Below are 24,201 nucleotides of genomic sequence, written 5' to 3' on the forward strand. Positions count from 1 at the left end.
TTACTTAGTGTAAGACTGAGCGATGTTGTCAATACGTTCGTTAGCGCGAGCTGCTTCTTCTTGAGCTGCCATTGCTGCATCACCAGAAGCTTGAACGCCACCAGCTAGAGCATTTACGTCTTGGCTTAGTTGGCTAACTTGGTTGCTTAGCTCGTCAAGTTTAGCAGTTGTTGCTTCATCTGGACCTGATGCACAGCCAGCTAGTAGAAGAACTGAAGATGCCGCAGCTGCGATAATCATTTTGTTCATGGATGAACTCCTTGCATTTGTTAGTATCATTGATGCGCTATACCATGTGTTGTATAGCAACCACCTAAGTGTAGCCTGATTTATATAGTTTACACAGTAGGGAAAAGTCAAAATAATCCAAGAATTTAGCTCAATTAGTTCGTTTGCTGGAATTTCGAGCTATGATTGCTAGTTGTTGTGTAAAAAACACCCAGCCGTGTTGAGGGAATATTTTCTGTGATCTCTATCCCTATTGTCAGCTTCGATGTATCATTACGTGTTAATTTTTGATTGATGGCAACGAAAGCATGTTTGCCAAATAATACCTGCCCTGGAGAAGACTTTGCAGTTTAAAGATTTAGGCTTAGATAATCGCTTATTAAAGACCTTGAACCATTATGCCTTTAAGAAGCCGACCGACATTCAAAAACAAGCGATCCCTGTAGCGATCGCGGGTAAAGATTTGTTGGCGTCATCAAAAACAGGTTCGGGTAAGACCTTAGCGTTTGTGCTGCCAATGTTGCATAAATCACTTAAGAGCAAAGCTTTCTCGGCGAAAGACCCACGCGGTCTGATTTTGGCTCCGACGCGTGAGTTGGCCAAACAGGTTTATGGCGAATTACGCGCAATGCTAGGTGGCTTGAGCTACGACGCGACATTAGTCGTGGGTGGTGAAAACTTCAACGATCAACAAAAAGCGTTGCGCCGTTACCCTAAATTCATCGTGGCAACGCCAGGACGTCTTGCGGATCATCTTGAGCACAAATCGCTTTTCCTTGATGGCTTAGAAACGCTGATCTTGGATGAAGCTGACCGTATGCTTGACTTGGGCTTTGCGCCAGAGCTGCGTCGTATTCATAAAGCAGCTAAGCACCGTCGTCGTCAAACATTGATGTTCTCAGCAACGCTTGATCACGCAGAAATGAATGAGATCGCAGCGGAGATGCAAGACTCGCCAAAACGTATTGCTATTGGCGTGTCGAACCAAGAACACCAAGATATCACGCAGAAATTCTACCTTTGTGATCACCTTGATCATAAAGAAGCGATTCTTGATCGTGTACTAGAAGAAGCGAACTATCGTCAACTGATCATCTTTACGGCAACGCGAGCTGATACTGAGCGTCTAACGCTTAAGTTGAACGAGCAAAAACTCAAAGCCGTGGCACTGAGTGGTGGCCTAACTCAAACTCAACGTAATACGATTATGAGCCAGTTTGAGCGAGCAGTATTTAAGATCCTTGTGACGACAGATATTGCTTCTCGTGGCCTTGATATTGCCAACGTAACTCACGTAGTTAACTTCGATATGCCAAAGCATACTGAAGAATACGTTCACCGTGTCGGTCGTACTGGTCGTGCTGGTAACAAAGGTGACGCAGTATCTTTGGTTGGTCCGAAAGACTGGGATAGCTTTAAGCGTGTTGAAGCGTACTTGCACCAAGATCTTGCGTTCTCAACGTTTGAAGGTCTTAAAGGTAAGTTTAAAGGCATTAAACCACCTAAACCAGCGGTACAAAAAGGCAAGACGGATTACCGCAATAAAGGTAAAACTCAAGCGAAGAAAGTGGCTAGGAAGCCGGTTAAGCGCGATAAGAGCTTCTACCAACATGTGGCGGTGGGTGATTCAGTCTTCATTCCGAAGAAGAAAGTCGCGCCAAAAGTGGACGACGAGTAAACTGGCAATATCGGATAGCCAATACTCATTGATTGAGTTTAGATTGTCCTAATGATTTGTTTTTTAAAGGCCTGATCGCGTTGCGACCAGGCCTTTTTATATGGCTGCGAGAAATAGGGACGCACTGCAATAAACAAATAGAAGTCGATCGCATGTTCTTCGGGTTAGCGGCAATACTCATCGTTTTAACTATACAATCCTTGGTACAAAAAACACTCAATCATGATGCCCATGGTTTTGGTGTTAAAAGAATATCTTAAAAAATCAATAATTTATACAATCAAGGACTGATATTATGGCGAACAAGGAATACGCTAAAAGTGATTGGCAACTATTTTGTGGTAAACCCATTGATCAAAGGAAGATAACACCTCAATTCGACCAGTTGGGGGAGCATGCTCAGGCATTTTCTGAGTATTATGCCCAAAACATGCAGCCTATCTGTGAACAATGCGAATCAGAGCGCATTGCAGCATTACTCGAAACGAAGCGTCGTTATCGTCATTTCCTTATCCCCTCAGTTGCGCTGTCAATGCTTATCCATTACATGATCGCGGTGAATATCGGTAATGAAGTCATCTGGGAAATATTGCTGACTATCTTTGCGTATCTAGTCCCTATTGTGGCCTGTATTATTTATTGTTCCAGTCCAACCAACGCCTTTCAAAATAAAATTGGTGACCAACTTTATAAAACCGCATTGTGCTATTTTGGTCGAAAGTATCAATACCTTGCTGTGACGCAAACGACAATTGAGCATTATGATGACTATCACCTGCTTCCGTCCTTTGATAAGGCAGGAATGGGGGCGCATCTCTCTGGCGACCATCAGTCTTTAGATTTTTCCGTACAACAGTTGGCATTATATGTGCGGAATGGAACTGATAAGAACGATAAGCCGCGATACAAAACAATCTTCTCTGGGCTAGGCATTGAAATCGATCACCCTAAAACGTTTCAAGGGGTGACCGTTGTTGCTACCGACAAAGGAATGTTCGGTAATTTTACCTCGCGTAAAAAAGGGCTTGAGCGCGTGAGACTTGAAGATCCTACCTTTGAGGCGGCATTTGAGGTATATGCAACCGATCAAGTTGAAGCGCGATATCTTTTGTCCGTCGCAACGATGGAATTATTCTTGGAGTTAACCAAAAAATATGGTGCGAATATTCAAGCCTCTTTTCATCAAGGTAAGCTGCTGTTACTGATCCCCACGAGTCATCATTTTTTCCAATTTCGCGCAAATATAATGAGACCGATCGTATTTGACACGCCAGTTTATGACATGTTTAAAGACATAACGCTCATTCATCAAATGATCGACACTCTCAAACTGAAAAATAGATCAAATGCTGAAGAGTTGGAACGTCAAGATCAAGCCGAGGAGGCGATGTAGTGGAATTGTTCATTATTGTTTTTATTGGGCTTTTAACATTGGTTTATATTACTTACGTTAAGTTAATAAAACTGCGTAACCAAGCTCATGAGGCGCTGTCGGGAATTGATATTCAGATGCAAAAGCGTTTTGATTTAGTACCCAATGTTTTGAAAGTAGCGCGTCACTTTATGGAGCATGAAAAGGGCTTATTTCTTGAGGTAACCGAGTTACGTACCAAGGTGATGGCTGGGTATGACAAATCCAAACCAGCTGAAGTAAATGATCATGTTCAAGCGGTGCAATCACTGAGTGATAAGTTTGGCAAACTAATGATCAATGTAGAAAATTATCCCGAATTACGATCGGATAAAGCAATTGTAGAGGCGATACATACCTACAATGATGTTGAGTCTCATATCAGCGCAAGTCGTCGTTTTTACAACACTTCGGTCACGGATTTGAACAATGTAGTGCAAGTTTTTCCTATGTCATTTGTTGCCAGCCTTATTGGTGTACAAGTCATGGCCCTATTTGAGGCGCAAGAACAATCGCGTGCAGCGGTGAATGCGGACGAGTTTCTGAGCTAGATATAGATCTGCTCCTCCTCAGTAAACAAAAAAAGGCACCCGAAGGTGCCTTTGACTTATAACTTATTTTTGTTTCCAAACGAGTTTGAAATTATTGGCTGATTTTATTCAGGTAATCCATGTTTAGTTCAATACCTAAACCCGGAGCGTCGCTTACTGCAATCATACCATCGATGATTGGCGGCTCATTTAGGGTTAGATTTTGAGTCAGTTCACCTTGCCAGAATTCCTGATGCAGATATTCAATGTAGTGATCTGTTTTCATCGCTGCGCCAAAGTGGCGCGCTGCTGCAGATGTAATGCCGGTTTTCCAGTTGTGTGGCATCAGAATCGCATTGTGATATTCACATAGCTCTTCGATACGTAATAGCTCTGTTAGACCACCGCAGCGATTGTAATCGGATTGAACTACTGAAATACCCGTCGTGTTTAACCATTCTTGTGCTTCAAAACGAGTGGTCGACATTTCAGCGCCACATAAACGTGTCGATAGACACGCAGCGAGCTTCTGGTGACCAATTAAATCGTCATGTTGAAGTGCTGCTTCGACAAAATAAAGGTCGATATCTTTCAGTTGCTCGAATGTCCAACGTGCAGCCTGCCAATCATGCCAGCGGTATAAGCAATCCACCATCATATCGATATCATGACCAAGTAGATTACGCAGTTCGCGAAGATACCAAACAATCTCTCTATCTGTCGCAGGGCAGCTAGGCATGATGCAAACCTTAACAGCTTTAGCACCTACCACTTTCGCTTTATCGAATAGTACAGCGTATGCATCGATGATTTCTTGTAGAGAAGCATCTGACGATACACTCGGGTATAGAGTGAAATAGGGGGTAATCTTGTCGCGATTCTTACCACCCATCAGTTGGTATGCAGGTACGCCAAGCTGTTTGCCAGCAAGATCGTACAGTGCCATGTCGATACCCGAAATGACAAACATTCCTAGGCCACGCATGCCAACCCATCGAGTGGTATCGTACATGTTTTCCCAAATAGAGCGGAATGCCATTGGTTCACGGCCAATCACCGCTTCTTTAATATTTTTAAGCCATTTATGTTCGGTTTCTAATTCGGCAAAGGCTTTGATGACTTCAGGGGAACCATCGGCTTCGCCAATACCGTACATACCGTTCTCATCAGTCACTTTAACGATAACGGTATTTTCACTCCAGTTTGTCGCTTCAACATTGACTGGAATAAATTCAACAGAGGTAATTTTTGCAATAGACATTGTTATGCCTCAACTTTATTTAGTTCAACAGCGTTATCGTTTAATTGTGCTGGTGCAGCCACCGTTTGTGCAAAAAGCTCAGGATGGTCACGGCGAATCCATTTCATTAAACACACGACTAGCATGAAATAAAGAACAATCATTGGCAGACCAACAACCACGCACATTGACTTAATGGTATCGATACTTCCGCCCATGAAGAATGCCGCCATTGATACTGCACCGATGCCAATTGCCCAAATCATACGTACTGAAACATCAGGATCTGCGTCGTGGTCGAGTTCTTTGGTCGTCATCATTGATACGGCCATCGCTGCTGATGTCATTGTTGTCGACATTAGGAAGAACTCTACGATTAGGAATGTAACCAGAATGATCCCGCCAAAAGGTAGAGACTTAATGGTTTGAATAATTGCGCTTGAGACACCAGATTCCGTCATCCATTGTAGAATTGGCAGTGCGCCAGTGATTTCGTTGAATACTGAGTAACTACCAAAAATAGCGATGAAGAACGAACAGCCAGCAGAGCCAAAAGTAATGGTTGTTAGTACCAGTTGTTTGATCGTGCGGCCTTTAGAGATGCGAGCAAGGAAAACACCCATCATCACCAAGTAAGCGAAGTACCAAGCCCAGTAATACATAGTCCATGCTTGTGGGAAGCCAGACTTTTGTACTGGATCAGTCCAGAAGCTCATTCGGATGTAGTTGTTAAACATCACACCTAAGCTGTCGAAGAAGTAAGAGAAAATAAAAGCTGTTGGACCAGAGATTAGAATGATCAAACCTAGCGCAAACGCAGCGTACACACACGCATTAGCAAGTTTTGACACACCTTTCTTCATACCAGCAAACATAACGAGCGCATAGAAAGCGATAAAGAGAACAATGATGCCCACTTGCACTTCAATGCCATTTTGAATGCCAGTTAGGTTTTCAATACCTGCACCGATTAGGTCTACAGCAAGTCCCATCGAGGTAGAAAACGCACCGAGTGTACCGAAAATAGCAACGATATCGATGATGTAACCAACGATGCCTTTAGCGTGTTTTTCACCAATAATATCAACAAGTAGTTGGCTAAGGCGAAGATTACGGCGTTTCATCTTGTGCAAGTAGTAGGCAAATGGAACTGCTGGTAAACAGAAAATAGCCCAACCTGTTGGTCCCCAATGGAATAACGTGTAGGTGATAAGCCATTGTGCTGCCTCAGGAGAACCTTGCTCTGCAAACATCGGTGGACTTTGCATGTAGTACATCGGTTCGCCAACGGCCCAGAAAATTAACGCAGCGCCTACGCCAGCAGAGAAAATCATGAACGCATAGCTTGAATAGCTAAATTCAGGAGTGTCTGAATCCGTTCCCAGTTTGATGTTACCGAAACGGCTGAATGCAAGGTAAAGGAGGAACATCAAAGATGAAAAACCAGCAAGTTGGATAAACCAACCGATATCGTTGGTTACCCATTTCATGCCAGCATTTGCAGCCGCGCCTGATTGCTCAGGGAAGAATACAGCGAGCCCGAGTGCCAAGAACGTAAAGCTTATGGCAGGCCAGAACAGTTTGTGGTCTAGGTTATTGAATTTCATTGCAATTCCTTGCTAATTATAATTTGCTGCCGTTCTCAATCATGATGGCGCGAATAGTCGACACATCAAGGTCACGGATAGCGGTATTTGTATTTATTGCTTGTACCGCAGCAACCCCAGCTGCGTGGCCAAGTTCAAAGCATTGTGCGGTCACGCGTGCTGATGCAAGAGCTTCGTGCTCTGCACTTAGGCAGCGGCCTGCGACGATAATGTTTTCACCAATAATAGGGACTAGTGTGTGGAATGGGATATCGTAGTAATCGTTCAGTAGCCAATGCAGTTTAGGTTTGTCACCAGAGTGCAACTCGATCGGCCAAGGAGTACGACAAATGCCGTCTTCACGTTTGCGGCAGTTAACCACGTCTTCGTTGGTCAGCGTTTCCACACCAACAATCGAACGAGTTTGACGAATACCCACTTCAACACCGGTATCCACCACGTAAGCATTTTCACAACCCGGAACGTATTTATTGAGGAAGCGTGCGTAATCGCGAACTTGGCGACGGCCAAAAATCTCTGCTTCAGTGAAATCTTTCGGATCGATAACGTTCAATGTGCGGCCATCTTGCCCGGCTAAGCGAGTCGCGTTGACCATGAGTTCACTAGGGCGAGTGGTCGGGAAGATCCAAATCTTATGGCGTGGAAGATCGTAGTCACCGGTTGCATTCGCCGCGAGAATGTTCTCGGTTACTTTTGGGGGACAGATGGTATCTTCACCGTAGTACGCAAGGTACTTATCCATATCCACACCCGCATAGCGGAAGAACATGGTTGGGTTTTGAATGCGACCATTATCACCGAAGTAGTAATCCATACCTGCGCGCGCTACCACTGCCGCATCGCCAGAGGCATCAATGATTTGTTTGCTTAGAATGATGCTTTGACCTGCGTTCGACTCAATGACTACACCTTTGAACGCATCGCCATCCATGATCACGCCAGTAACGGCAGTATGAAATAACGTCGTTACGCCAGCTTGCTCAAGAAGGTCATCGGCGACTTCGCGCCATACCAACGGATCGTGTGTTACGGTGAAGGTCTTGCCGTAAATTTGTGGCGGCGTCACACCACCACGTTTTTCCAACTCTTGACGAAAACGTTCAGTGAAACCGAAAACAACCTGTTCTGGCTGAGCATTCTCATCTTCTGTAGCCATGTACATGCCGCAAATCGTGCCCGATAGGCCAGCCACCGCGGCACCACCGCAAAATCCATATTTTTCAATCAGCCATGTGTTTTTACCCATGCGACTAGCCGTTTCCGCTGCGGCTACGCCTGCAGGGCCACCACCAATAACCAATACCTCGGTTTCTGCCAAAATTGGCAGATCAGGTAGAGATTCAAAACGACGGATAATGTTCCAAGATTTCATTGTTGCCTCACTAATAGATGACTGATGTTCATCTGATATATCAGTTGTGTGTTTTTAATATATGCCCGTATTTTTTGTGGTACAATTAATTTCGTCCTTAATGTGAGATCGCTCACTAAAGAATTTATCGAGGGAACAAAAGGGAATGAAAATTAACCCCGTAAATAAGAATGAAGTTGCTTATCATCAGCTAGAAAGAATGATTATCTTCCGCGAACTAGAGCCGGGAAGTATGGTGAGTGAAAAGCAATTGGCCGAAAACTTAGGCTTGGGCCGCACGCCAGTACGTGAAGCATTGCAGCGCTTGTCTTATGAGCGAATGGCTGAGATCCATCCGAGAAGGGGAATTCAAATTCCGCCAATTTCAGTAGAGAGCCAACTGAAAATACTGGAAGTACGTCGTGATATAGAAGCATTGTGTGTGCGTTATGCAGCGTCGCGAGCCAGCGTGGATGAAAAGCAGCAAATGCAACAACTCGCCGATGACTTAGAAATTTGCGCGCAAAATCGTGACGATTTTGAATACGCGGAATTGCTTAAAGAGATCCATACGCTATTAGTCAAAGCGGCTGATAACGAATATCTGGAATTGGCGATGGCACCATTGCAAGGTTTGTCTCGTCGATTTTGGTTTGCTTACAAAGACGAAGGGCAAGATCTCGTTGCTGCGTCATCGCTGCATGCCGCCGTGTTAAGAGCGGTGAGCCACACTGATGCTGAAGAGGCCGTTGCGGCGTCCCATCGCCTTAATGACTATCTCACCGATGTTGCCTATCGCAGTATCAAACCACGTAAGTAACCGACTTTCGTCGTGATAACTTAGTGCGCAGAGGCGTGCCTATTCAGCTCGCACCTTAGGCGAAATTAAATGCAAAATAGAAAGGGCAGTCCAATGGACTGCCCTTTGTGTTTATATCGTTCTGCCATCATGTGATTTATGGCATCAAAGACTTATTTAGAAAATCAGATGCGCAACACCCGCGATAACAGGCAAGGTGATCAGTGTACGCAGAATAAAAATCGCAAACAGTTCAAAAATGTTTACTGGGATACGGCTACCAAGTAGTAGTGCGCCCACTTCCGACATGTAAATTAGCTGAGTGACTGACATCGCTGCAATCACAAAGCGAGTCATTTCGCTATCAATAGACGCGGCAAGAATCGATGGAATAAACATATCCGCAAAACCAATTACGATGGTTTTAGATGCTTCAGCCGCTTCCGGTACGCCCAATAGCTCTAGGTAAGGTACAAATGGCTGGCCTAAGAAGGTAAACACTGAGGTGTATTCAGCAATAATCAATGCCACTGTACCGAGGCCCATCACGACCGGTAGTACACCAAACACCATATCAACCGCGTTATGTACGCCTTCGGTTAAGATGGTTTTCCATGACTTAACACGGCCTGCTTTCAACAGTGCCAGTTCCATGCCCCATGTAAAGCTAGAGTGACCTTCTGGGATGGCGTCAGCATCGTCTGCTGGTTTCGTACCATCGATAAAGGTATCTTTTTTGTAGCATAGCGGTGGTAGGCGAGGAATGATGATCGCTGCAACAAAACCCGCTAAACAAACGGCGCCGTAAAAAGGTAAGAACATATGTTCTAGATTGACTTGCGCAATCACCACAAGACTAAAAGTAATCGATACTGCTGAGAATGTTGTACCAACAACGGCCGCCTCACGTTCAGTATAGAATTTGTTTTCGTACTGTTTGCTGGTTAATAGAATGCCGACACTACCATCACCTAACCAAGATGCCATACAGTCAATCGCACTGCGACCCGGCAGGTTAAATACAGGGCGCATTACTTTTGCTAGTAAGGTGCCAAAAAGTTCAAGTAGACCGAAGTTAAGTAGCAGTGGCAGTAACAAACCCGCGAAAATGAACACGGAGAACAGGGTTGGTAGCAAGCCTTCTAATACAAGGCCACCAGTGTTTGGCTCCCAAATCGCTTTTGGGCCGATTTGGAAATAAGTCAGCACGATGGCGATACCACCAAGTACACGCACTGCTAACCAAAGAGGGCTTGGGTTAAACAACCCATTTAAAAAATGGCTGTTAGCAATGAATGAAGGGTTTTTAATTCGACATAGTAGAGAAGCCGTTGCCATAAATGCAACGATAGCAGTGATCATCTCAATCAGGAAATCGCCAAAGAGTACTTGGATGGATTTCGCTAAAATAGCAACAGGGATAGTGATATCACCGTTGTAGCTCACTGGAGCCATGAAAAGGAACACACCGAATAACGATGGGATAAAGAAAACCCAAAAATTGCCTTTGGCTTTGTGTGTTTCGGTTGTTTGAGTACTGTTTTTCATTAGGAATCTCATGTTACAACTAGTCAATATACACCGAGTCCTTGGCATATATATTCACTAAACATCCGTATTCAGTCATTGCAGGCAAGACTACTGGTTTTCTGTTGTTATCGCAAGACTATTCAATAATATTCGCTAAATATTCATGATTTAATGTTTTTTAAGCAGTTAATCAGGGTCTTATCTGTTGTTGATTTTCATTTGTCAGGCACATGTGATGAAAGAATCACCGTTTGATGTGTAATGAATATAGGCTATCAATAATATAAGAGGCTAAAGCTTCATTTCTCGAGCTATAGAGTGAATGGAAAACCGAAACAATCATTCTCTAATTCAACCGTTTGATCTTCACTTTCCGACTCTCATGTCATTGGCTTACTCAAGGTTAGTTGGAAGGTAGGGATGTTTCAATGTTGGCAATACGGGTGCGAGGGAGGCAAGGATCGCCAGAAAGCGGCTGACATAGCGACCCGTTAGAGGCGACATTGGTAGTAAAAGGAGAAGGAGTAGAGCGCGCTTAACGCGCTCGTGTTTGGTACAAGTAAAACCAATAACCAATCGCTAAGGTAAGCGCAAGCGCAATCGGTGCCATCAGTGAGCCAATCGCATAAAGACTAAAGAGTTTCGCGCCTGCGATGCCGCCAGAAAGAAAACCGGCGAAAATAAATAAAAACAGTTTGGCTTTACGATAGTCGAAGCGTTCACCGCGTAAACGAGCCCCAATCATGATGCCGAGGTCAGTGATAATACCCGTCATATGCGTTGTACGCACCACTGCGCCACTAAAAGTGGTGATCATCGCGTTTTGTAGGCCACAGGCTGCAGAAGCAAAGTATTGCCCTGAAGTGACATTTTGTTTTAACAAAAGGTAAGCAACAAACAGCAAGCCCGCTTCAATACACAGAGCAAAGCCATAGCGGCGGCCAAGCTTTAACGCGGTACTTTCCATAAAAGCACCGCTTAACGTCGCGCCCATCAAAAAGCTTAACAGAATCATAAAGAGGTGGCTGGTCATGCCATCAAGAGCTTCAATACTGGTGCCAAGTAGCGTCACAGTACCGGAGATGTGAGAAACCGCTTGGTGTTGAAAACCAAGCAAGCCAATCGCGTTGACTATTCCTGCAAGAAGGGCAAGTAGGAATGCTCCGTATTCCACCCAGCGTGGTAGTCGAGAAATCACAAATTTACTCCCAAAATCTAGGCGTGGATTATAGCGCTGGTAAGAGCTGTTCGATAGTGAAAGTTAGCGTAATAACAGCGTTATTGAGCCTGCTCAATTTGGCAGTCAAATTTAACCCAACCTTGTTTGTGTTGTTCATACACAGAAAAACTGGGTTGAGGGAGATCGTGTTGGTCAAAGATACCGACCGGAATCACTAAATGTTCGGGGGCGATAGATAGCGTTAATAACATCGTGGTGCCACAGCGTGGACAAAAAGAGTAGCTGACTTGTTGGCCTGAGTCGCTCATACGAGTGTATTCCGTCAACTCACCACTGTAGCTCACCTGTGCGCGATGAAAGCGAGCTTGAACACCAAAGACACTTCCTGTTCTTTTCTGGCATGCAAAACAATGGCAAATGGCGGTACGAATCGGTTCACCATGACAAATGAGATTGACTTGGCCACAGCTGCATTGAGCAATACGCGTAAGTGGTGGAGTAACGGTGTGATGTGAGGCGTGTTGAGTCATGGTCGCTCCTTGAGATAACAAACGGCTACTGATAAGGTTGATCACCAATTATTGATTACAATGTCGGTTATTTACCCTCTCAACTACGGACAACTTGAGCGTGCAAATGAAAAAGCGTCTACTACCGATCCCTTTGATTCTTCTTATACCTATTGTATTACTCGTTGTGGTGATTGTCGCTGGCGTCTACCGTTTTAGTCTCGATGATGAGGAAATTTTAGCTAAGTTTCCTTCGCAGGTGCAAGACCAAGCCAAGAGTCATGATGGTGTGATGCAGCAAGTCTTTCACCTTTCTACGCCGAACCCTTGGACTATTAGCGTCCCTGAAAGCCATGCATTTGCGCTGATTGACCAAATCGATGAAAAACAACAATGGGCACTCGGTCGTTATGATTCTGGGGCAGAACGAGGCCAACTTAGCGTGAGTCTTGATTGGTTGACTGTGCTCGATAAACAACAGTATTTATCGATTATGACGGTATCCAATCAAGGCAGTGGCATTTTCTATTACTTGGCCAGTTTTAAATATGACCAGCAGCGTCAGCGCTTAGTGTTAGTTGACGAGACATTATTAGGCGATCGCATTCAGGTTGATGAGCTCAATGTGGACTCGTCCGCTGTGCAAGTGAGCTATCGCCAGCATGGCGCAACGCAATCGTATGCAGAACAGCCGTCGGATGTCCTCATTGCCAATTATAAACTGAATGACAAATTGCAGTTCAAAGCGTTACCGTGAGCCTTGGCTTGTGAGTGTGCCATTAATTGCCTATATTGATTAAGCAAATTTTCTTGTTGTTAATGGAGTAATACATGATTAATAAACGTTTCTTTAAAACCAAGGACGAAGTGGAAGTAACGTTTGAGTTACCGGAAGATCAAGTGGGGCAGTCAGCTTGTTTAGTGGCGGATTTTTCTGATTGGCAACCGATCGTGATGAAAAAAGTCGCCAAAACTAAATCGTACCGATTCAAAACACGCTTGCCAAAAGATCAGCAGTTTGAATTTCGCTACTTAGTCGATGAAAGCCGCTGGATTAATGATCCAAACGCGGATAAATACACACCAAATGGTTTTGGTGAAGACAATGGATTGCTAACCACTTATCAATAATAAATTCAATAAGTTGGTGTTTACTTACCTATAGAGTGAATAAAACAAGGCGCATGATTGCGCCTTTTTTGATCGCATAACTAGTACGATAGGGTGACAAAAGAAGTAGAAATCCGTAATCTTATAACGATTTTTCCACATCGTAGGGTGTGGACTTTTGCTACGTATTACATGAATTAATGAATAATTAAATTGTTATAAGGTCAAACTGTGCAAGCAAGAACGATAAAAGCGCGCGTTTCTGAACTTACGAAACGCAAGAGAATGATGCTTTTGAGCTTACCAGTAGTCGCGATTGTTGCATTAACGACTCTGGATGGCACAACCAATAAAATCCGCACGATTGATCTTTCTCTAAACGACACCCAATTAGTCGATACCATTCTTAACGAAGCAATTGAGAATGTTGATATGCCGGATTATGAATACCATATTCAAGCCGGTGATAATTTAAGCTCTATTTTTGACCGCCTTGGTTTTGCTTACAGCGACATGATGAAAATCATGGAGACGGATCTTAACTTTTTAGCACTTGATACCCTAAAGCCGGGTAACACGTTGCGTTTTTGGCGCGACGAACAGACTAATAGTCTTGCGAAGATGGAACTTGAGTTTAGCTTGGTTGAGCGTGCGGTTTATACTCGAACCGACGATGGCAGCTACGAGTTTACTGACGTTAAGATTCCCGGCGTGTGGAAAGAGTTCGCGTTGGTTGGAGAGATCAACGGTAGCTTTTCTCAGTCAGTCAACAAGCTAGGCCTTGGAAATGCCGAGATTGAGCAGATTGTTAGTTTGCTTAAAGATAAAATTAACTTCTCTCGTGATTTGCGCTCTGGTGATAAATTTGAAGTGGTGCAATCGCGTCAGTATGTTGATGACCAACTCACCGGCAATCGAGAAATTCAGGCGATTAAGATCTTGAACCGTGGTGGTGAATATACCGCTTACCTGCATGAAGATGGCCAATATTACGATAAAAATGGTGACAGCTTACAACGTGCTTTCCAGCGTAAGCCTGTTAATGGAAACTACCGCTTAAGTTCTAATTTCAACGCTCACCGTAAACACCCAGTGACAGGACGCGTTTCTCCACACAATGGTACAGACTGGGCAACGCCAATTGGTACACCGATTGTTTCCACAGGTGACGGTGTCGTGATCATGACGCGTAAACACCCATATGCAGGTAATTATGTGGTGATACAACATGGCAGTACCTATAAAACACGTTATTTGCACTTGAGTAAGATTTTGGTCCGTAAAGGCCAGAAAGTGACTCGTGGACAACGTATCGGTTTATCAGGTAATACCGGACGTGTGACTGGGCCGCACATTCACTATGAATTGATTGTTCGTGGTCGCGCAGTCAATGCGATGAAGGCTAATATCCCGATGGCAAGTTCAGTATCGAAAAAAGAGATGCCAGCGTTTGTCGCTCGTCGTGATAAGTATGATGAGATGCTAAAACAGCAAGAGATGAAACTTGCTCAGCAAGGTTCATCAACTAATGCGAGTTGATATTGAATGAGTTGAGATAGAGAAAGCGAACCGAATGGTTCGCTTTTTTGTGCAAAAAATAACATCGTATCTGCGCTATGGGGGACAATCTGGCTAGAGCGTCATTTGATACTGGCGCGGAGTTAAGCCAAATTGCTCTTTGAATCGCTGAGTAAAACGCACTTCAGATTGATAGCCACAGGCAAGCGCTGTATCCATCTGGCTAAACTTTCTTTGCAATAAACCGAGTGCATGAGACATGCGAATTTCGGTCAATATATGTCGAAAGCTCGTCTCTTCTGCAGCGAGCTTTCGGGTTAGCGTTGCCCGACTCATCGCCAAGTGCTGCGCAGCGACTTCGATCTTATGATCATCACCGGGAGCCGCACTCAAATAAGTGGCGAGTTTATCGCGGACTTGCTGATTATCATTAGGAAAAAGCAGATGTAGAGCTCCGACGTGACGAAGTTCAGCATAGAATGCCAGTAGCAACTGTTGTTGAGTGTGTGCAGAAAGATCTTTGTTGGACATGTCACAAATGATCTCAAAGCAATAGCGCAGAGCGTCATTCACTTTTACCATTGGCGCGCTGCCGCTAGAGGATGCCTCTTGATTTAACCACTCTGCTGGAGGTGGTTGGAAAAAAGTCACCGCACGCGCATTGAAAGCATTCTGCATCGGAGTATTAACGAAAGTGAGATACTGGCCTGCGGGTACCACAAGCCAGTTTGCACGATTGAACTCATAGGATTGCTCTTGCCACCAAAGCTGCTTGTGGCCTTGCTCAACCCAATAAAGTGTTGGGGCATGAATGAACACATTGTGTAAAGGCTGCTCTCTTTTGCCTCGAAAATGTGTCACGTGTAGTAATGATTTGTTCATGCCCTTATCCTTTTTTCTCTACGTGGTTTGCATTACTCGTTGACGTAAGTCGCGGTAATTTTCGCTTTATCGAGTGCACTCGAGTTCAGCATAAAGCCGATCAGAGCATTCGATGCACCTTGTGGTAGCTCTAGTTTCTCAGTTGGTAAGGCGAATACGGTAAATTCGTAGCGGTGCATTCCGTCTCCCTTTGGAGGACAAACGCCACCAAAGCCTTTCAAGCCATAGTCATTTTTCATTTCGTTAGCTTTGATAGATTTACCTGAAACACCTCGTTCAAGCGTAGTGACGTTTGCTGGGATATCGACCGCAACCCAATGCCACCAACCGCTGCCTGTTGGTGCATCAGGATCATAAGCAGTGATAGCAAAGCTTTTTGTTCCAGCAGGCACATCGTCCCAGCTAAGCTGTGGCGATAAATTATCCCCACTACAACCAAAACTATTAAAAGCAAATGTATCAGCAATTCGTGAGCCTTCTTGAATGTCTTGGCTGGTTAAGGTCATGGCTGAACTGGCAAATGAAGCAAGAAGTAGTACTGGTGCAAGTTTGATAAATTTCATCTTAGTTCCTTTTTAGGTTTCGGCTACAGGACTAATAATAGAAATAAACTTAGCAAAATATAGCACAGTAAAACTCATTGATGATTCTGTTTTTTTATATTTGAGTTTTTTAGTGAGTTTTGACTATTCAAAGTATGAGGGTAATCTTGAAGAAGAGAAAGCAAAAAGCCAGAGATGAACTCTGGCTTTTGTTTTTTTGCAAATGAATGGTGCTAATTAATTGGCATGGCCCATCGCAGAGAATGGGGTGCCAGCTTTGCGTTTTCTTGGTGCGAGCGCCATGATAATGCCAAAGCAAGCCCCTTGAGTGATCATTGCAGTACCACCGTAGCTGATAAAGGGTAACGGGCTACCCATTACTGGTAAAAGACCACTCACCATTCCCATATTGATAAAGGCATATAGCATGAAGCTCATCGCCAGCGCGCCAATCACCAAACGGCCATAAGCCGAGTCGCTTTGGCTGGCAAGCCATAATGTGCGACCAGCGATAAATAGATAGGTTGAGATTAAGGCAACACTACCAAAGTAGCCCCATTCTTCCGCAAAGGTCGAAAAGATAAAGTCAGTATGGCTTTCTGGAATGAACCCTAGTTGTCCTTGTGTCGCGTTCATATAGCCTTTGCCGCGAATGCCACCAGAACCGATAGCGACTAAAGATTGAATGATTTGATACCCAGCGCCAAGTGGGTCGGACTCAGGGTTAAGAAATTGAGTAACGCGCATCTTCTGATAGCTCTCCATGAAGAAGATCCACAGTACCGGAATTGCCGTGGCAACAATCGCAATCACTGACGCAATAATTTTCCAACTCATGCCGCCAAGAAAGAGCACGAACAGTGAGTAAATAACGGTAAAGATTGCACCATCAAGATCGGGCTGAATCACTATAAGTCCGGCTGGCATTGCCGTGAGCGCTAAACAAAGGCCGATTTTTTTAAACGTTGGAGCCCCAGGGTCTTTAGCAATTAGCCACGCCGCCATCATTGGTACTGCAACCTTAACCAGTTCGGAAGGCTGGAAGCGAATTGGGCCAAGGGCGAGCCAACGTTTTGAACCATTAGTTGCATCACCGGCAATCACAACTGCCAGCAGCAATAGTACCGTTAGGGTAAACAAAGGCGGTGCAATGTCGCACAGTTTTTTTGCGGGCACAGCAGAAAGTACGATTAATGCACCAATGGCAATCACAGCTCGCGCTAAATGACGTTCTAAAATGGGCTCACTAAAACCACTAGCGCTCCAGACGCTAATACTCCCCGCGGCGATCAAAAAACAGATCGCAGCAAGCAGTGGATAATCTAATTGGGGGCGAATACGCAGCACGGGCGAAACATCTAAAATGAATAGTGATGCGAAATTTAATCCTGATTGATAGGAAAGACAATAAACAATTGCAGAGGGAAAGGTAAGTTTTCCACATAAATTGAGAGGTTATGAGCAACATCGCCAAATTAAGCCCTCGCGTTGGGGGTTTAAATGTTTGTATTTTAAAGATTTACACTGCTAATCAATCATAAGTCGATCGCGGGTGTCGATTTTTGGCCGCTATCGATGACACCGTTGTTTGCAAAGGCTCATCTCGTCGTCGGTAATGTAGAGGGGATGAGAGCGTTATTGAACAAGTGATATGTGTTGGAAGTCTGGTGAGTAAAACCAACAGAGAAAATAAAGCAGGGAATGACGGCATGGCTGACTAACAGAATTGAACAATTTCCCCGATTAATGCGACTGAGCATTGAGAGTTCAAAAAATAACGCGGTGCTTTTTCGATCTATTTGGGCAAAGATCCATCTAGGCGCTTGAAAGTTAGACATTCATAACATTATTGAACAGAAAACCATAAGAAAAGTAAAAAAAAGACTATACAAAAAACAAGCAGTGGTTATTATACCGCTCAGTTGTTCAAAGAGTTATTAAATGCAGCATCAAGTACAAGTAAAACCTCAAGTATCAAAACACAGTTTTTGTCGCTAGGCGTTTCCCTTTTATTTTAGCGTAACATGATATAATTCAAGAAGTTAACATATCGTTAACATTGAACTCTTCTTAAATTAAATAAATAAGGGGCATAAAATGTCTAACTCAATTACTGGTACTGTAAAATGGTTTAACGAAACTAAAGGTTTCGGTTTCCTAACTCAAGATAACGGCGGCGCAGACGTATTCGTACACTTCCGTGCTATCGCTTCTGAAGGTTTCAAAACTCTTAACGAAGGCCAAAAAGTGTCTTTCGAAGTAGAACAAGGTCAAAAAGGCCTTCAAGCTACTAACGTTGTTGCACTATAATTAGCGCTTCACGTAAGAATAAATAGAAGGTCGCCTAGGCGGCCTTTTTTGTATCTAAAATTTGCCTAACGCTTGCTCGTCCCTCGTGATATCGATTTTTTTCTGCATCAGTTATCGTCGCATTATCCTTCTTCTCTTGTAAGCTTTTTCCATCCGTGCCAAATACCATTTAAGATAAGACTATGCTTAGGTATTTACGCAATAAATATTGCTTCCAGTTAGGTCTGGCTGCTAGTTAAATCATTGTTTTTATAATGTATCTTTCCGATGTTATGAGATGCCATTATCTGTGTTTTAATCGGCAAGAATGACCCAATACGGATGCTTATTGGCTCGATTGAATGCGCATGCCTGTTTCGCCTTACCTATATGATCGACATAATTTCCCCTTTCATTCTCAGTTATTTCGTTGAATACTCATCCGACATTAGTGAGGAGATGGTATGGATCAGTTAGGCGCGATGCGGGTTTTTGTTCGTGTGGTACAGATGGGCAGTTTCTCTGCTGCGGCTAGAGAGCAAAACACCACACAAGCGACGATTAGTAAAAAAGTCGCGGCACTGGAGGCGAAGCTGAGCGCAAAGCTTTTGTCACGTACGAGTCGAGAACTGTCTTTGACTGAAGTAGGAGCTGACTATTATGAGCGTTGCATGGCGATTTTAAGTGAGCTTGAAGAAGCTGATGCTAATGCTCGTTCACAAATGGCAACGCCATCGGGGTTGTTGCGTGTTGCTGCCCCTGTCGTATTCGCCCGTCAATTTATTGCTCCCATTCTGAGTGAATTTCTTACTCTTTATCCTGACATCCAAGTCGATTTATTGGTGAGTGATAAGCATGTCGATCTGATTGCGGATGGTGTCGATGTGGCTATTCGGGCCAAACAACTTGAAGATTCTAACTTTGTCGCGCGGCATCTATTTGATAACCCTTTTGCTGTTGCAGCAGCACCTCAATATTTAAAGCAATCTGCTGTTATCAAGACAGCGGAGGATTTAAAAGATCACAACTGTATAGTTTATTCGATGTTGAAATCGATTAACATTTGGCATTTTGAGCGGGAGGGGCATCGTATCTCGGTCCCGGTAACTGGTCGAAGTCGCTGTGATAATGGCGACGTGATATTGCAGTTAGCTCTTGATGGGGAGGGGATTGTTCATCTTCCGATCTGGATGCTGGATGAGCATGTTAGGTCTGGGCGGCTTGAGCTTATCTTACAAGATTACGAATCTAAGCCTTTGCCTTTCAATGCTATCTATTTACAAAGTCGTTATGTGCCACTTAAGGTGCGTTGTTTTATTGATTATATAAAACAGAAACTGTCTGAGGATCCTCAGTACCATTAATGCAATGGCTATAGCGACATTAATAGCACTGTGTGAGGAAAACAAAATGCATAGAAGCGACCAAGATATTCTATGCATGATGACAAATTTTGCTCAGATAAACGTCCCGCGGATCGGGTAGTTGTTATGTGGGTCACGAATGAATTTCAATCCTTGTAGCAACACATTAAGATCGGGTCGTGAGAATGGCGCGTTTGATACATCGACAATTTGCACCAGACCTTTTTCATTGATGACAAACAGTGCTGGCTCGGCAAACAAATGATCGGTTTCTTGTTCTGATCTTGGCGTCGAAATATAGACCCCTAGTGTTTGCATCTGCTCCACCGTTAAGCCATAGGCAAGCGGGAAGCTGATACAGAGTTTTTCCTTATGCTCGCGTAGCTGTTCTTCACTATCGGCCGATACGGCAATGACATCAATACCCAACTCACGATACTCGGTGACTAAGGGTTCTAAGTCATTTAGATAACGCGTGCATAGTGGGCAGTGTTGACCGCGGTACACAAGCACGAGTTTCCAATCGTAGGGGGCGTTCGGGTTGCCAAGGGCCACTTTTTCACCTTCCAGTGTGCTAACTAATAATTGAGGGAAGCTTGCTCCGGCCTGAAATTTTAATGCTGGCATAAAAAACCTCGGTCTATTGTTGTTTTAAGTAATTGTAACTGTCGTCGGCGATATCGCGTTTACCACGGTACTTATCGTCGAACTCTTTCGCCCAAATTGCAGACGCTATTTGGTTTTGGTTCCAATCAAATACGGTTGAACGATGCTTGATCTTCCACTCGCCTTCACGACGTTCAAAATGAAAGTGGTGACGCCCACCAAGAATACCCTCTTTATCAACGCCATCCTCTTCATGTACGTGGTATGCCCATACATAACACTCTGCGGTTGCGCTATCACCCTCGATTTCAATTAGTGGATTACTGATACGGTGTTGAGTCGCTTTCAGTGCGCGAAAACCTTCCATCGCAGGTTGGACAAACGCGTGAGCATTATCATTATAGAAGAACAAATCAGGGAAGATGGGATCTTGGTGCTCTTCGATAGCATCTGGCCAGTAAGTCGATTTCATCAGTTCGCCATCGACACGGTCTAATGCTCGGGCGAACTTGTACATGATTTCGGTTATCTCTTGTTTGTCGAGTAGTTGTTGTAGTTTCTGTTGCATGTTCATCATAGTGCTCTCTATCGGTTGTATGTATGCTTTGAAGCGATGGAGAGATAATAAGGATTCCAATCGTGATTGATAAGTGGTGCTGGTGGTATAACAACTATTCCATTTTGGAATGTATAAAAGAAAGCGTGGGCTAGTAAATGCGTCATCATCTACATCTGTTGCTCAGTTCGTTTTTTGGCAGGCGCCCGATGCTATAACCTCAATTCATTTCTTGACTAGCCAATGTAGTAATTTTTGACCTGACGCCAAACAAGAGGGACTTTTGTCCTCTTGTTCTTATCACGTCAGCGTTATGCTTACCCGCAGATTCATTAATACAACAATACATCCGGCAGCTCTTGGTTAGCTCCGTCTCGCTTATTTCTGTGAAACAACGACAATAAGCCAAGTTAACAAAAGCTCGAACAACATAGGCAAACCCAATGAACGTACTGGTTATTAACGGTCATCCTAATTTAAATAACTCCTTTGCGAATAAAGAGATCCTTAAACTGCTTGCGCAGAAAACCGATTGGCAGATGACTCATGCATCAGACTTTGCCGGGGATGTGAAAGCTGAACAACAGCGCTTGTTAGAGGCGGATCTCGTGGTGGTCCAGTTCCCACTTTACTGGAGTACTTTTCCTTCTGTGATGAAAGAGTGGATCGATCAAGTGTTCACTTATGGTTTTGCGTTTGGCCCTGATGGTAGCCAGCTTAAAAGCAAGAAATTACTGTTCTCAATTACGGCAGGGGCTACGGCTGAATCGTATTCAGAAAGTGGCTTTAACTTTATGCCGCTTGAGAACTACCAACGCGCGTTTGAACATGCCTTTAAAGCCGCGGAAATGGATGTTATCGATACCATCGTGACATTTGAGATGAATGCAATTCCTGAAGAGGGCGGTGATGTTGAAAAAACCATTGAGCTTGCACAGCAACATGCAGTTCAAATCATCAATGTAGTCAGCCATTCAGCACAAAATGCAGTAAGCACTCACATAGGATAAATCATCATGTTTCAATCACTCATTGGTATCGCCGTACTTCTCGGTGTCGGCTTCTTGTGCTCTGAAAACAGAAGCCAGATTAGTTGGCGCGCAGTCGTGGGTGCATTCGCCATCATTTTAGTCGTCGCCGGTTTTGTGCTTGCGACTGAGGTTGGTGCCGATGTACTACTGGCGGTTTCAAATACGGTAGGTAATGTATTTAGCTATGGCGCGGAAGGGATCAAGTTCGCCTTCGGTAGCTTGGTGAACTTCAGTGTCGATGGCATTGGCTTTGTTTGGGCACTGCAAGTACTACCACAGATCATCTTTACTGCTTCACTGACTTCTCTGCTTTACTATTTGGGCATCATGCAGTGGTTTGTGCGCATTATTGGTGGCGGATTGCAACGTGTGTTGGGTACTTCTCGTGCAGAATCGATGAATGCTGCCGGTAACATTGTATTAGGTCAAACAGAAGCGCCATTATTGGTAAAACCATACCATCGCGTTCTTACTCGCGCGCAAATTTTTGCCATTATGGTTGGCGGCCTTTCCTCTATTGCGGGTTCGATTTTGGCTGGCTTAGCGGGTATGGGCGTTGATCTTAACTTCCTTATTATGGCCTGTTTTATGTCGGCCCCTGCTGGTTTGATGTTTGCCAAATTGATCATTCCGGAAACGGAACAAACCATTGATGAAGTGCCAGAATTACCAGATAACGAAAGGCCAACCAGTTTCATTGATGCGATTGCTAAAGGCGCAATGGCGGGTATCTCAATCGCAGCGATTGTGGGCGCGGTCATCATCTCATGTATTGGTTTGATGGCGATGCTGAACGGCGGACTGGGTGCCATCGGTGACTTCTTTGGTTTTGAAGGCCTAACCGTTGATGTGATCCTTGGTTTGTTATTCTCTCCGGTTGCATGGTTGATTGGCGTACCTTGGAATGAAGCGATGGATGCAGGTGCATTCCTTGGTCAAAAAATAGCGCTAAACGAATTCGTAGCGTTTGCTAGCATGGGCGCGGTTGAGCTGAGTGAGCGCACCACCGCGATTATGACTATTGCTCTGTGTGGCTTTGCCAATATTGGTTCCGTTGCCATGGTATGCGGTGCGCTAAGCAGTATGATCCCAGAACGTGCAGGAGTTATCGGCCAACTAGGAATGAAGGTACTGCTCGCTGCAACACTAGCGAACCTAATGAACGCTGCGATTGTTGGTTTATTTGTCTAGACGTTGAATTAAATCGTTAATCGTCAAACTAAAGCGCCACCTTGCATTACGCAGGTGGCGCTTTTTATTGAGTGTGATTGGTACTTATTCGTGAGTATCGATAAATGCTTTAAGTGCTTGTTCGTCGACAATTTCTAACCCTTGTTCCCCTTTACGAACCAGATTCTTATCCATCAGAGTTTTTACGGCGCGGCGATAAACTCGTCCTGACGTGCCGAACCGTTCTGCTTCTTGATTTACCTTATCAAAACCATTCAGTGCCGGAGTAGTACGTTGTTGCATTAACAAATCATAAGCAATGTTATAGCAAATGGGATGCAGCAAGCGGTTAGTGTATATATCTAGAGAATCCTGATAGTCATCAGCCAATGCAGAAGCAAAGAAAAATAACATCTCGGGTTGTTGATGCAGCAGTTCGGTGAGTTTTTTTATACAGATGATGTCAATCTGCATATGTTCATCGGCCACGACATTCCACTGACAAGCTGTTTGGGTGAAAAACTCCATCTCGCCAAAAATATGATCATCACAATGTGCTTTTCCGAGTTGAAAGCGACGTCCATTGGCGGCGAGAATACTCATCGAAACCCTTCCCGCAGGCACCACATAGATATGATCCAATGGTTCGCCTTGGGTCAAAATTGCTTCGCCGGTGTTGAAATAGCGAGTTCCAACCTGACATTGATAGATAAAAGCGCGAAACGCAGAGCTTTTTTGCTCAAGTAGGGATTTAAAGCGCCCGGTTGGGGCTGGTTTGATTCTCATTGCGGTCTCATGCCTGGTCTTTTACGAGGATCGCTAAGCCAACTTTCATCTGACGAACGACCTTTACTTTTTGTCACTGATATCAATCTCACATTCTCGTGAAATCTAACAATTACAATAGCTTTAAAGTGTTTTGGTAGGACAAAAGTCCTCCTTTATCACGGAGTAATTCGCCTAATATTGCGCTAGTTTAAACGCATTATCACTAGACTTCGATATGCCGCGACGGGAAATTTGGTAAGAGAGTGTCCGCCAATCGTTTGCGGTCACATGACGAGTCACTG

24 protein-coding genes are annotated in these 24,201 nt (G+C 44.2%); 11 read left to right on the forward strand and 13 right to left on the reverse strand.

What is annotated here, in order from left to right:
* A complete protein-coding gene (locus RH88_RS09100; protein WP_005595213.1) occupies positions 1-249 on the reverse strand; it encodes an Lpp/OprI family alanine-zipper lipoprotein in 249 nt (82 codons plus the stop codon).
* Positions 250-559: 310 nt separating this feature from the next.
* Between RH88_RS09100 and RH88_RS09105 the strand changes: the two genes are divergently transcribed.
* From RH88_RS09105 to RH88_RS09115, 3 genes are all read left to right on the forward strand, one after another.
* A complete protein-coding gene (locus tag RH88_RS09105; RefSeq protein WP_086027402.1) occupies positions 560-1,906 on the forward strand; it encodes a DEAD/DEAH box helicase in 1,347 nt (448 codons plus the stop codon).
* A 295-nt stretch (positions 1,907-2,201) separates the two neighbouring features.
* Positions 2,202-3,299, forward strand: coding sequence for a DUF3137 domain-containing protein (locus RH88_RS09110; protein ID WP_005595217.1), 1,098 nt, complete (start codon positions 2,202-2,204; stop codon positions 3,297-3,299).
* Positions 3,299-3,868 (forward strand): LemA family protein, encoded by a 570-nt coding sequence (locus RH88_RS09115; protein ID WP_005595219.1) that lies wholly within the window; start codon positions 3,299-3,301, stop codon positions 3,866-3,868. Before RH88_RS09110 ends, RH88_RS09115 begins: the two co-directional genes overlap by 1 nt.
* 91 nt (positions 3,869-3,959) lie before the next feature.
* Here the strand turns inward: RH88_RS09115 and RH88_RS09120 are convergent, their stop codons facing one another.
* Genes RH88_RS09120 through RH88_RS09130 form a run of 3 tightly spaced genes read right to left on the reverse strand, consistent with a single transcriptional unit; the run spans position 3,960 to position 8,066 of the window.
* The gene (locus RH88_RS09120; RefSeq protein ID WP_005595220.1) at positions 3,960-5,108 is read right to left on the reverse strand and encodes a mandelate racemase/muconate lactonizing enzyme family protein; all 1,149 of its coding nucleotides are present in this window, start codon (positions 5,106-5,108) and stop codon (positions 3,960-3,962) included.
* A gap of 2 nt (positions 5,109-5,110) precedes the next feature.
* Positions 5,111-6,694 (reverse strand): BCCT family transporter, encoded by a 1,584-nt coding sequence (locus RH88_RS09125; protein WP_005595222.1) that lies wholly within the window; start codon positions 6,692-6,694, stop codon positions 5,111-5,113.
* A 16-nt stretch (positions 6,695-6,710) separates the two neighbouring features.
* Positions 6,711-8,066 carry an FAD-dependent oxidoreductase gene (locus RH88_RS09130; RefSeq protein WP_005595224.1) on the reverse strand — a complete coding sequence of 452 codons (1,356 nt, stop codon included), beginning with the start codon at positions 8,064-8,066 and terminating at the stop codon, positions 6,711-6,713.
* 145 nt (positions 8,067-8,211) lie between these two features.
* On the opposite strand from RH88_RS09130, the gene RH88_RS09135 reads away from it, so the two are divergent.
* Positions 8,212-8,865 carry a GntR family transcriptional regulator gene (locus RH88_RS09135; protein ID WP_005595225.1) on the forward strand — a complete coding sequence of 218 codons (654 nt, stop codon included), beginning with the start codon at positions 8,212-8,214 and terminating at the stop codon, positions 8,863-8,865.
* Between the two features lie 156 nt (positions 8,866-9,021).
* Here RH88_RS09135 and RH88_RS09140 read toward each other — a convergent pair whose 3' ends face one another.
* The 3 genes from RH88_RS09140 to RH88_RS09150 all read right to left on the reverse strand — a co-directional run bounded on the left by RH88_RS09140 (position 9,022) and on the right by RH88_RS09150 (position 12,084).
* Positions 9,022-10,392 (reverse strand): YjiH family protein, encoded by a 1,371-nt coding sequence (locus RH88_RS09140; RefSeq protein WP_005595227.1) that lies wholly within the window; start codon positions 10,390-10,392, stop codon positions 9,022-9,024.
* A 517-nt stretch (positions 10,393-10,909) separates the two neighbouring features.
* Complete coding sequence (locus tag RH88_RS09145) at positions 10,910-11,572, reverse strand: YoaK family protein (RefSeq protein ID WP_005595228.1); 663 nt, start codon at positions 11,570-11,572, stop codon at positions 10,910-10,912.
* A gap of 80 nt (positions 11,573-11,652) precedes the next feature.
* Entirely contained in the window at positions 11,653-12,084 is a 432-nt protein-coding gene (locus RH88_RS09150) for a GFA family protein (protein WP_005595230.1), read from the reverse strand.
* A gap of 106 nt (positions 12,085-12,190) precedes the next feature.
* Between RH88_RS09150 and RH88_RS09155 the strand changes: the two genes are divergently transcribed.
* The 3 genes from RH88_RS09155 to RH88_RS09165 all read left to right on the forward strand — a co-directional run bounded on the left by RH88_RS09155 (position 12,191) and on the right by RH88_RS09165 (position 14,712).
* On the forward strand, positions 12,191-12,820 hold the full coding sequence (locus RH88_RS09155; protein ID WP_005595232.1) for a hypothetical protein: 630 nt from the start codon (positions 12,191-12,193) through the stop codon (positions 12,818-12,820).
* A gap of 74 nt (positions 12,821-12,894) precedes the next feature.
* A complete protein-coding gene (locus tag RH88_RS09160) occupies positions 12,895-13,194 on the forward strand; it encodes an isoamylase early set domain-containing protein (RefSeq protein ID WP_005595234.1) in 300 nt (99 codons plus the stop codon).
* A gap of 264 nt (positions 13,195-13,458) precedes the next feature.
* The gene (locus RH88_RS09165; protein ID WP_005595236.1) at positions 13,459-14,712 is read left to right on the forward strand and encodes a peptidoglycan DD-metalloendopeptidase family protein; all 1,254 of its coding nucleotides are present in this window, start codon (positions 13,459-13,461) and stop codon (positions 14,710-14,712) included.
* Positions 14,713-14,805: 93 nt separating this feature from the next.
* Here RH88_RS09165 and RH88_RS09170 read toward each other — a convergent pair whose 3' ends face one another.
* The 3 genes from RH88_RS09170 to rodA form a co-directional block, all read right to left on the reverse strand.
* Positions 14,806-15,573, reverse strand: coding sequence for a helix-turn-helix transcriptional regulator (locus RH88_RS09170; RefSeq protein WP_005595237.1), 768 nt, complete (start codon positions 15,571-15,573; stop codon positions 14,806-14,808).
* Between the two features lie 32 nt (positions 15,574-15,605).
* On the reverse strand, positions 15,606-16,136 hold the full coding sequence (locus RH88_RS09175) for a YbhB/YbcL family Raf kinase inhibitor-like protein (protein WP_005595238.1): 531 nt from the start codon (positions 16,134-16,136) through the stop codon (positions 15,606-15,608).
* A gap of 216 nt (positions 16,137-16,352) precedes the next feature.
* A complete protein-coding gene (rodA, locus tag RH88_RS09180) occupies positions 16,353-17,462 on the reverse strand; it encodes a rod shape-determining protein RodA (protein ID WP_005595239.1) in 1,110 nt (369 codons plus the stop codon).
* 750 nt (positions 17,463-18,212) lie between these two features.
* Here rodA and cspE point away from each other — a divergent pair.
* Positions 18,213-18,425 (forward strand): transcription antiterminator/RNA stability regulator CspE, encoded by a 213-nt coding sequence (gene cspE, locus RH88_RS09185; RefSeq protein WP_005595240.1) that lies wholly within the window; start codon positions 18,213-18,215, stop codon positions 18,423-18,425.
* A 443-nt stretch (positions 18,426-18,868) separates the two neighbouring features.
* Positions 18,869-19,768 (forward strand): LysR family transcriptional regulator, encoded by a 900-nt coding sequence (locus RH88_RS09190; protein WP_005595241.1) that lies wholly within the window; start codon positions 18,869-18,871, stop codon positions 19,766-19,768.
* A gap of 93 nt (positions 19,769-19,861) precedes the next feature.
* Here RH88_RS09190 and RH88_RS09195 read toward each other — a convergent pair whose 3' ends face one another.
* A complete protein-coding gene (locus tag RH88_RS09195; protein ID WP_005595242.1) occupies positions 19,862-20,395 on the reverse strand; it encodes a peroxiredoxin-like family protein in 534 nt (177 codons plus the stop codon).
* Positions 20,396-20,408: 13 nt separating this feature from the next.
* The gene (locus RH88_RS09200) at positions 20,409-20,951 is read right to left on the reverse strand and encodes a nuclear transport factor 2 family protein (protein ID WP_005595243.1); all 543 of its coding nucleotides are present in this window, start codon (positions 20,949-20,951) and stop codon (positions 20,409-20,411) included.
* Positions 20,952-21,373: 422 nt separating this feature from the next.
* Here RH88_RS09200 and RH88_RS09205 point away from each other — a divergent pair, with 422 nt between their 5' ends.
* Positions 21,374-21,940, forward strand: coding sequence for an NAD(P)H-dependent oxidoreductase (locus tag RH88_RS09205; RefSeq protein WP_005595244.1), 567 nt, complete (start codon positions 21,374-21,376; stop codon positions 21,938-21,940).
* Positions 21,941-21,946: 6 nt separating this feature from the next.
* A complete protein-coding gene (locus RH88_RS09210) occupies positions 21,947-23,152 on the forward strand; it encodes a NupC/NupG family nucleoside CNT transporter (protein WP_005595245.1) in 1,206 nt (401 codons plus the stop codon).
* A gap of 84 nt (positions 23,153-23,236) precedes the next feature.
* Here the strand turns inward: RH88_RS09210 and RH88_RS09215 are convergent, their stop codons facing one another.
* Positions 23,237-23,917, reverse strand: a complete 681-nt coding sequence (locus RH88_RS09215) for a Crp/Fnr family transcriptional regulator (protein WP_005595246.1) — start codon at positions 23,915-23,917, stop codon at positions 23,237-23,239.
* Between the last annotated feature and the right edge of the window lie 284 nt (positions 23,918-24,201).

The organism is Vibrio scophthalmi LMG 19158, from assembly GCF_000222585.1.
Lineage (GTDB): Bacteria > Pseudomonadota > Gammaproteobacteria > Enterobacterales > Vibrionaceae > Vibrio > Vibrio scophthalmi.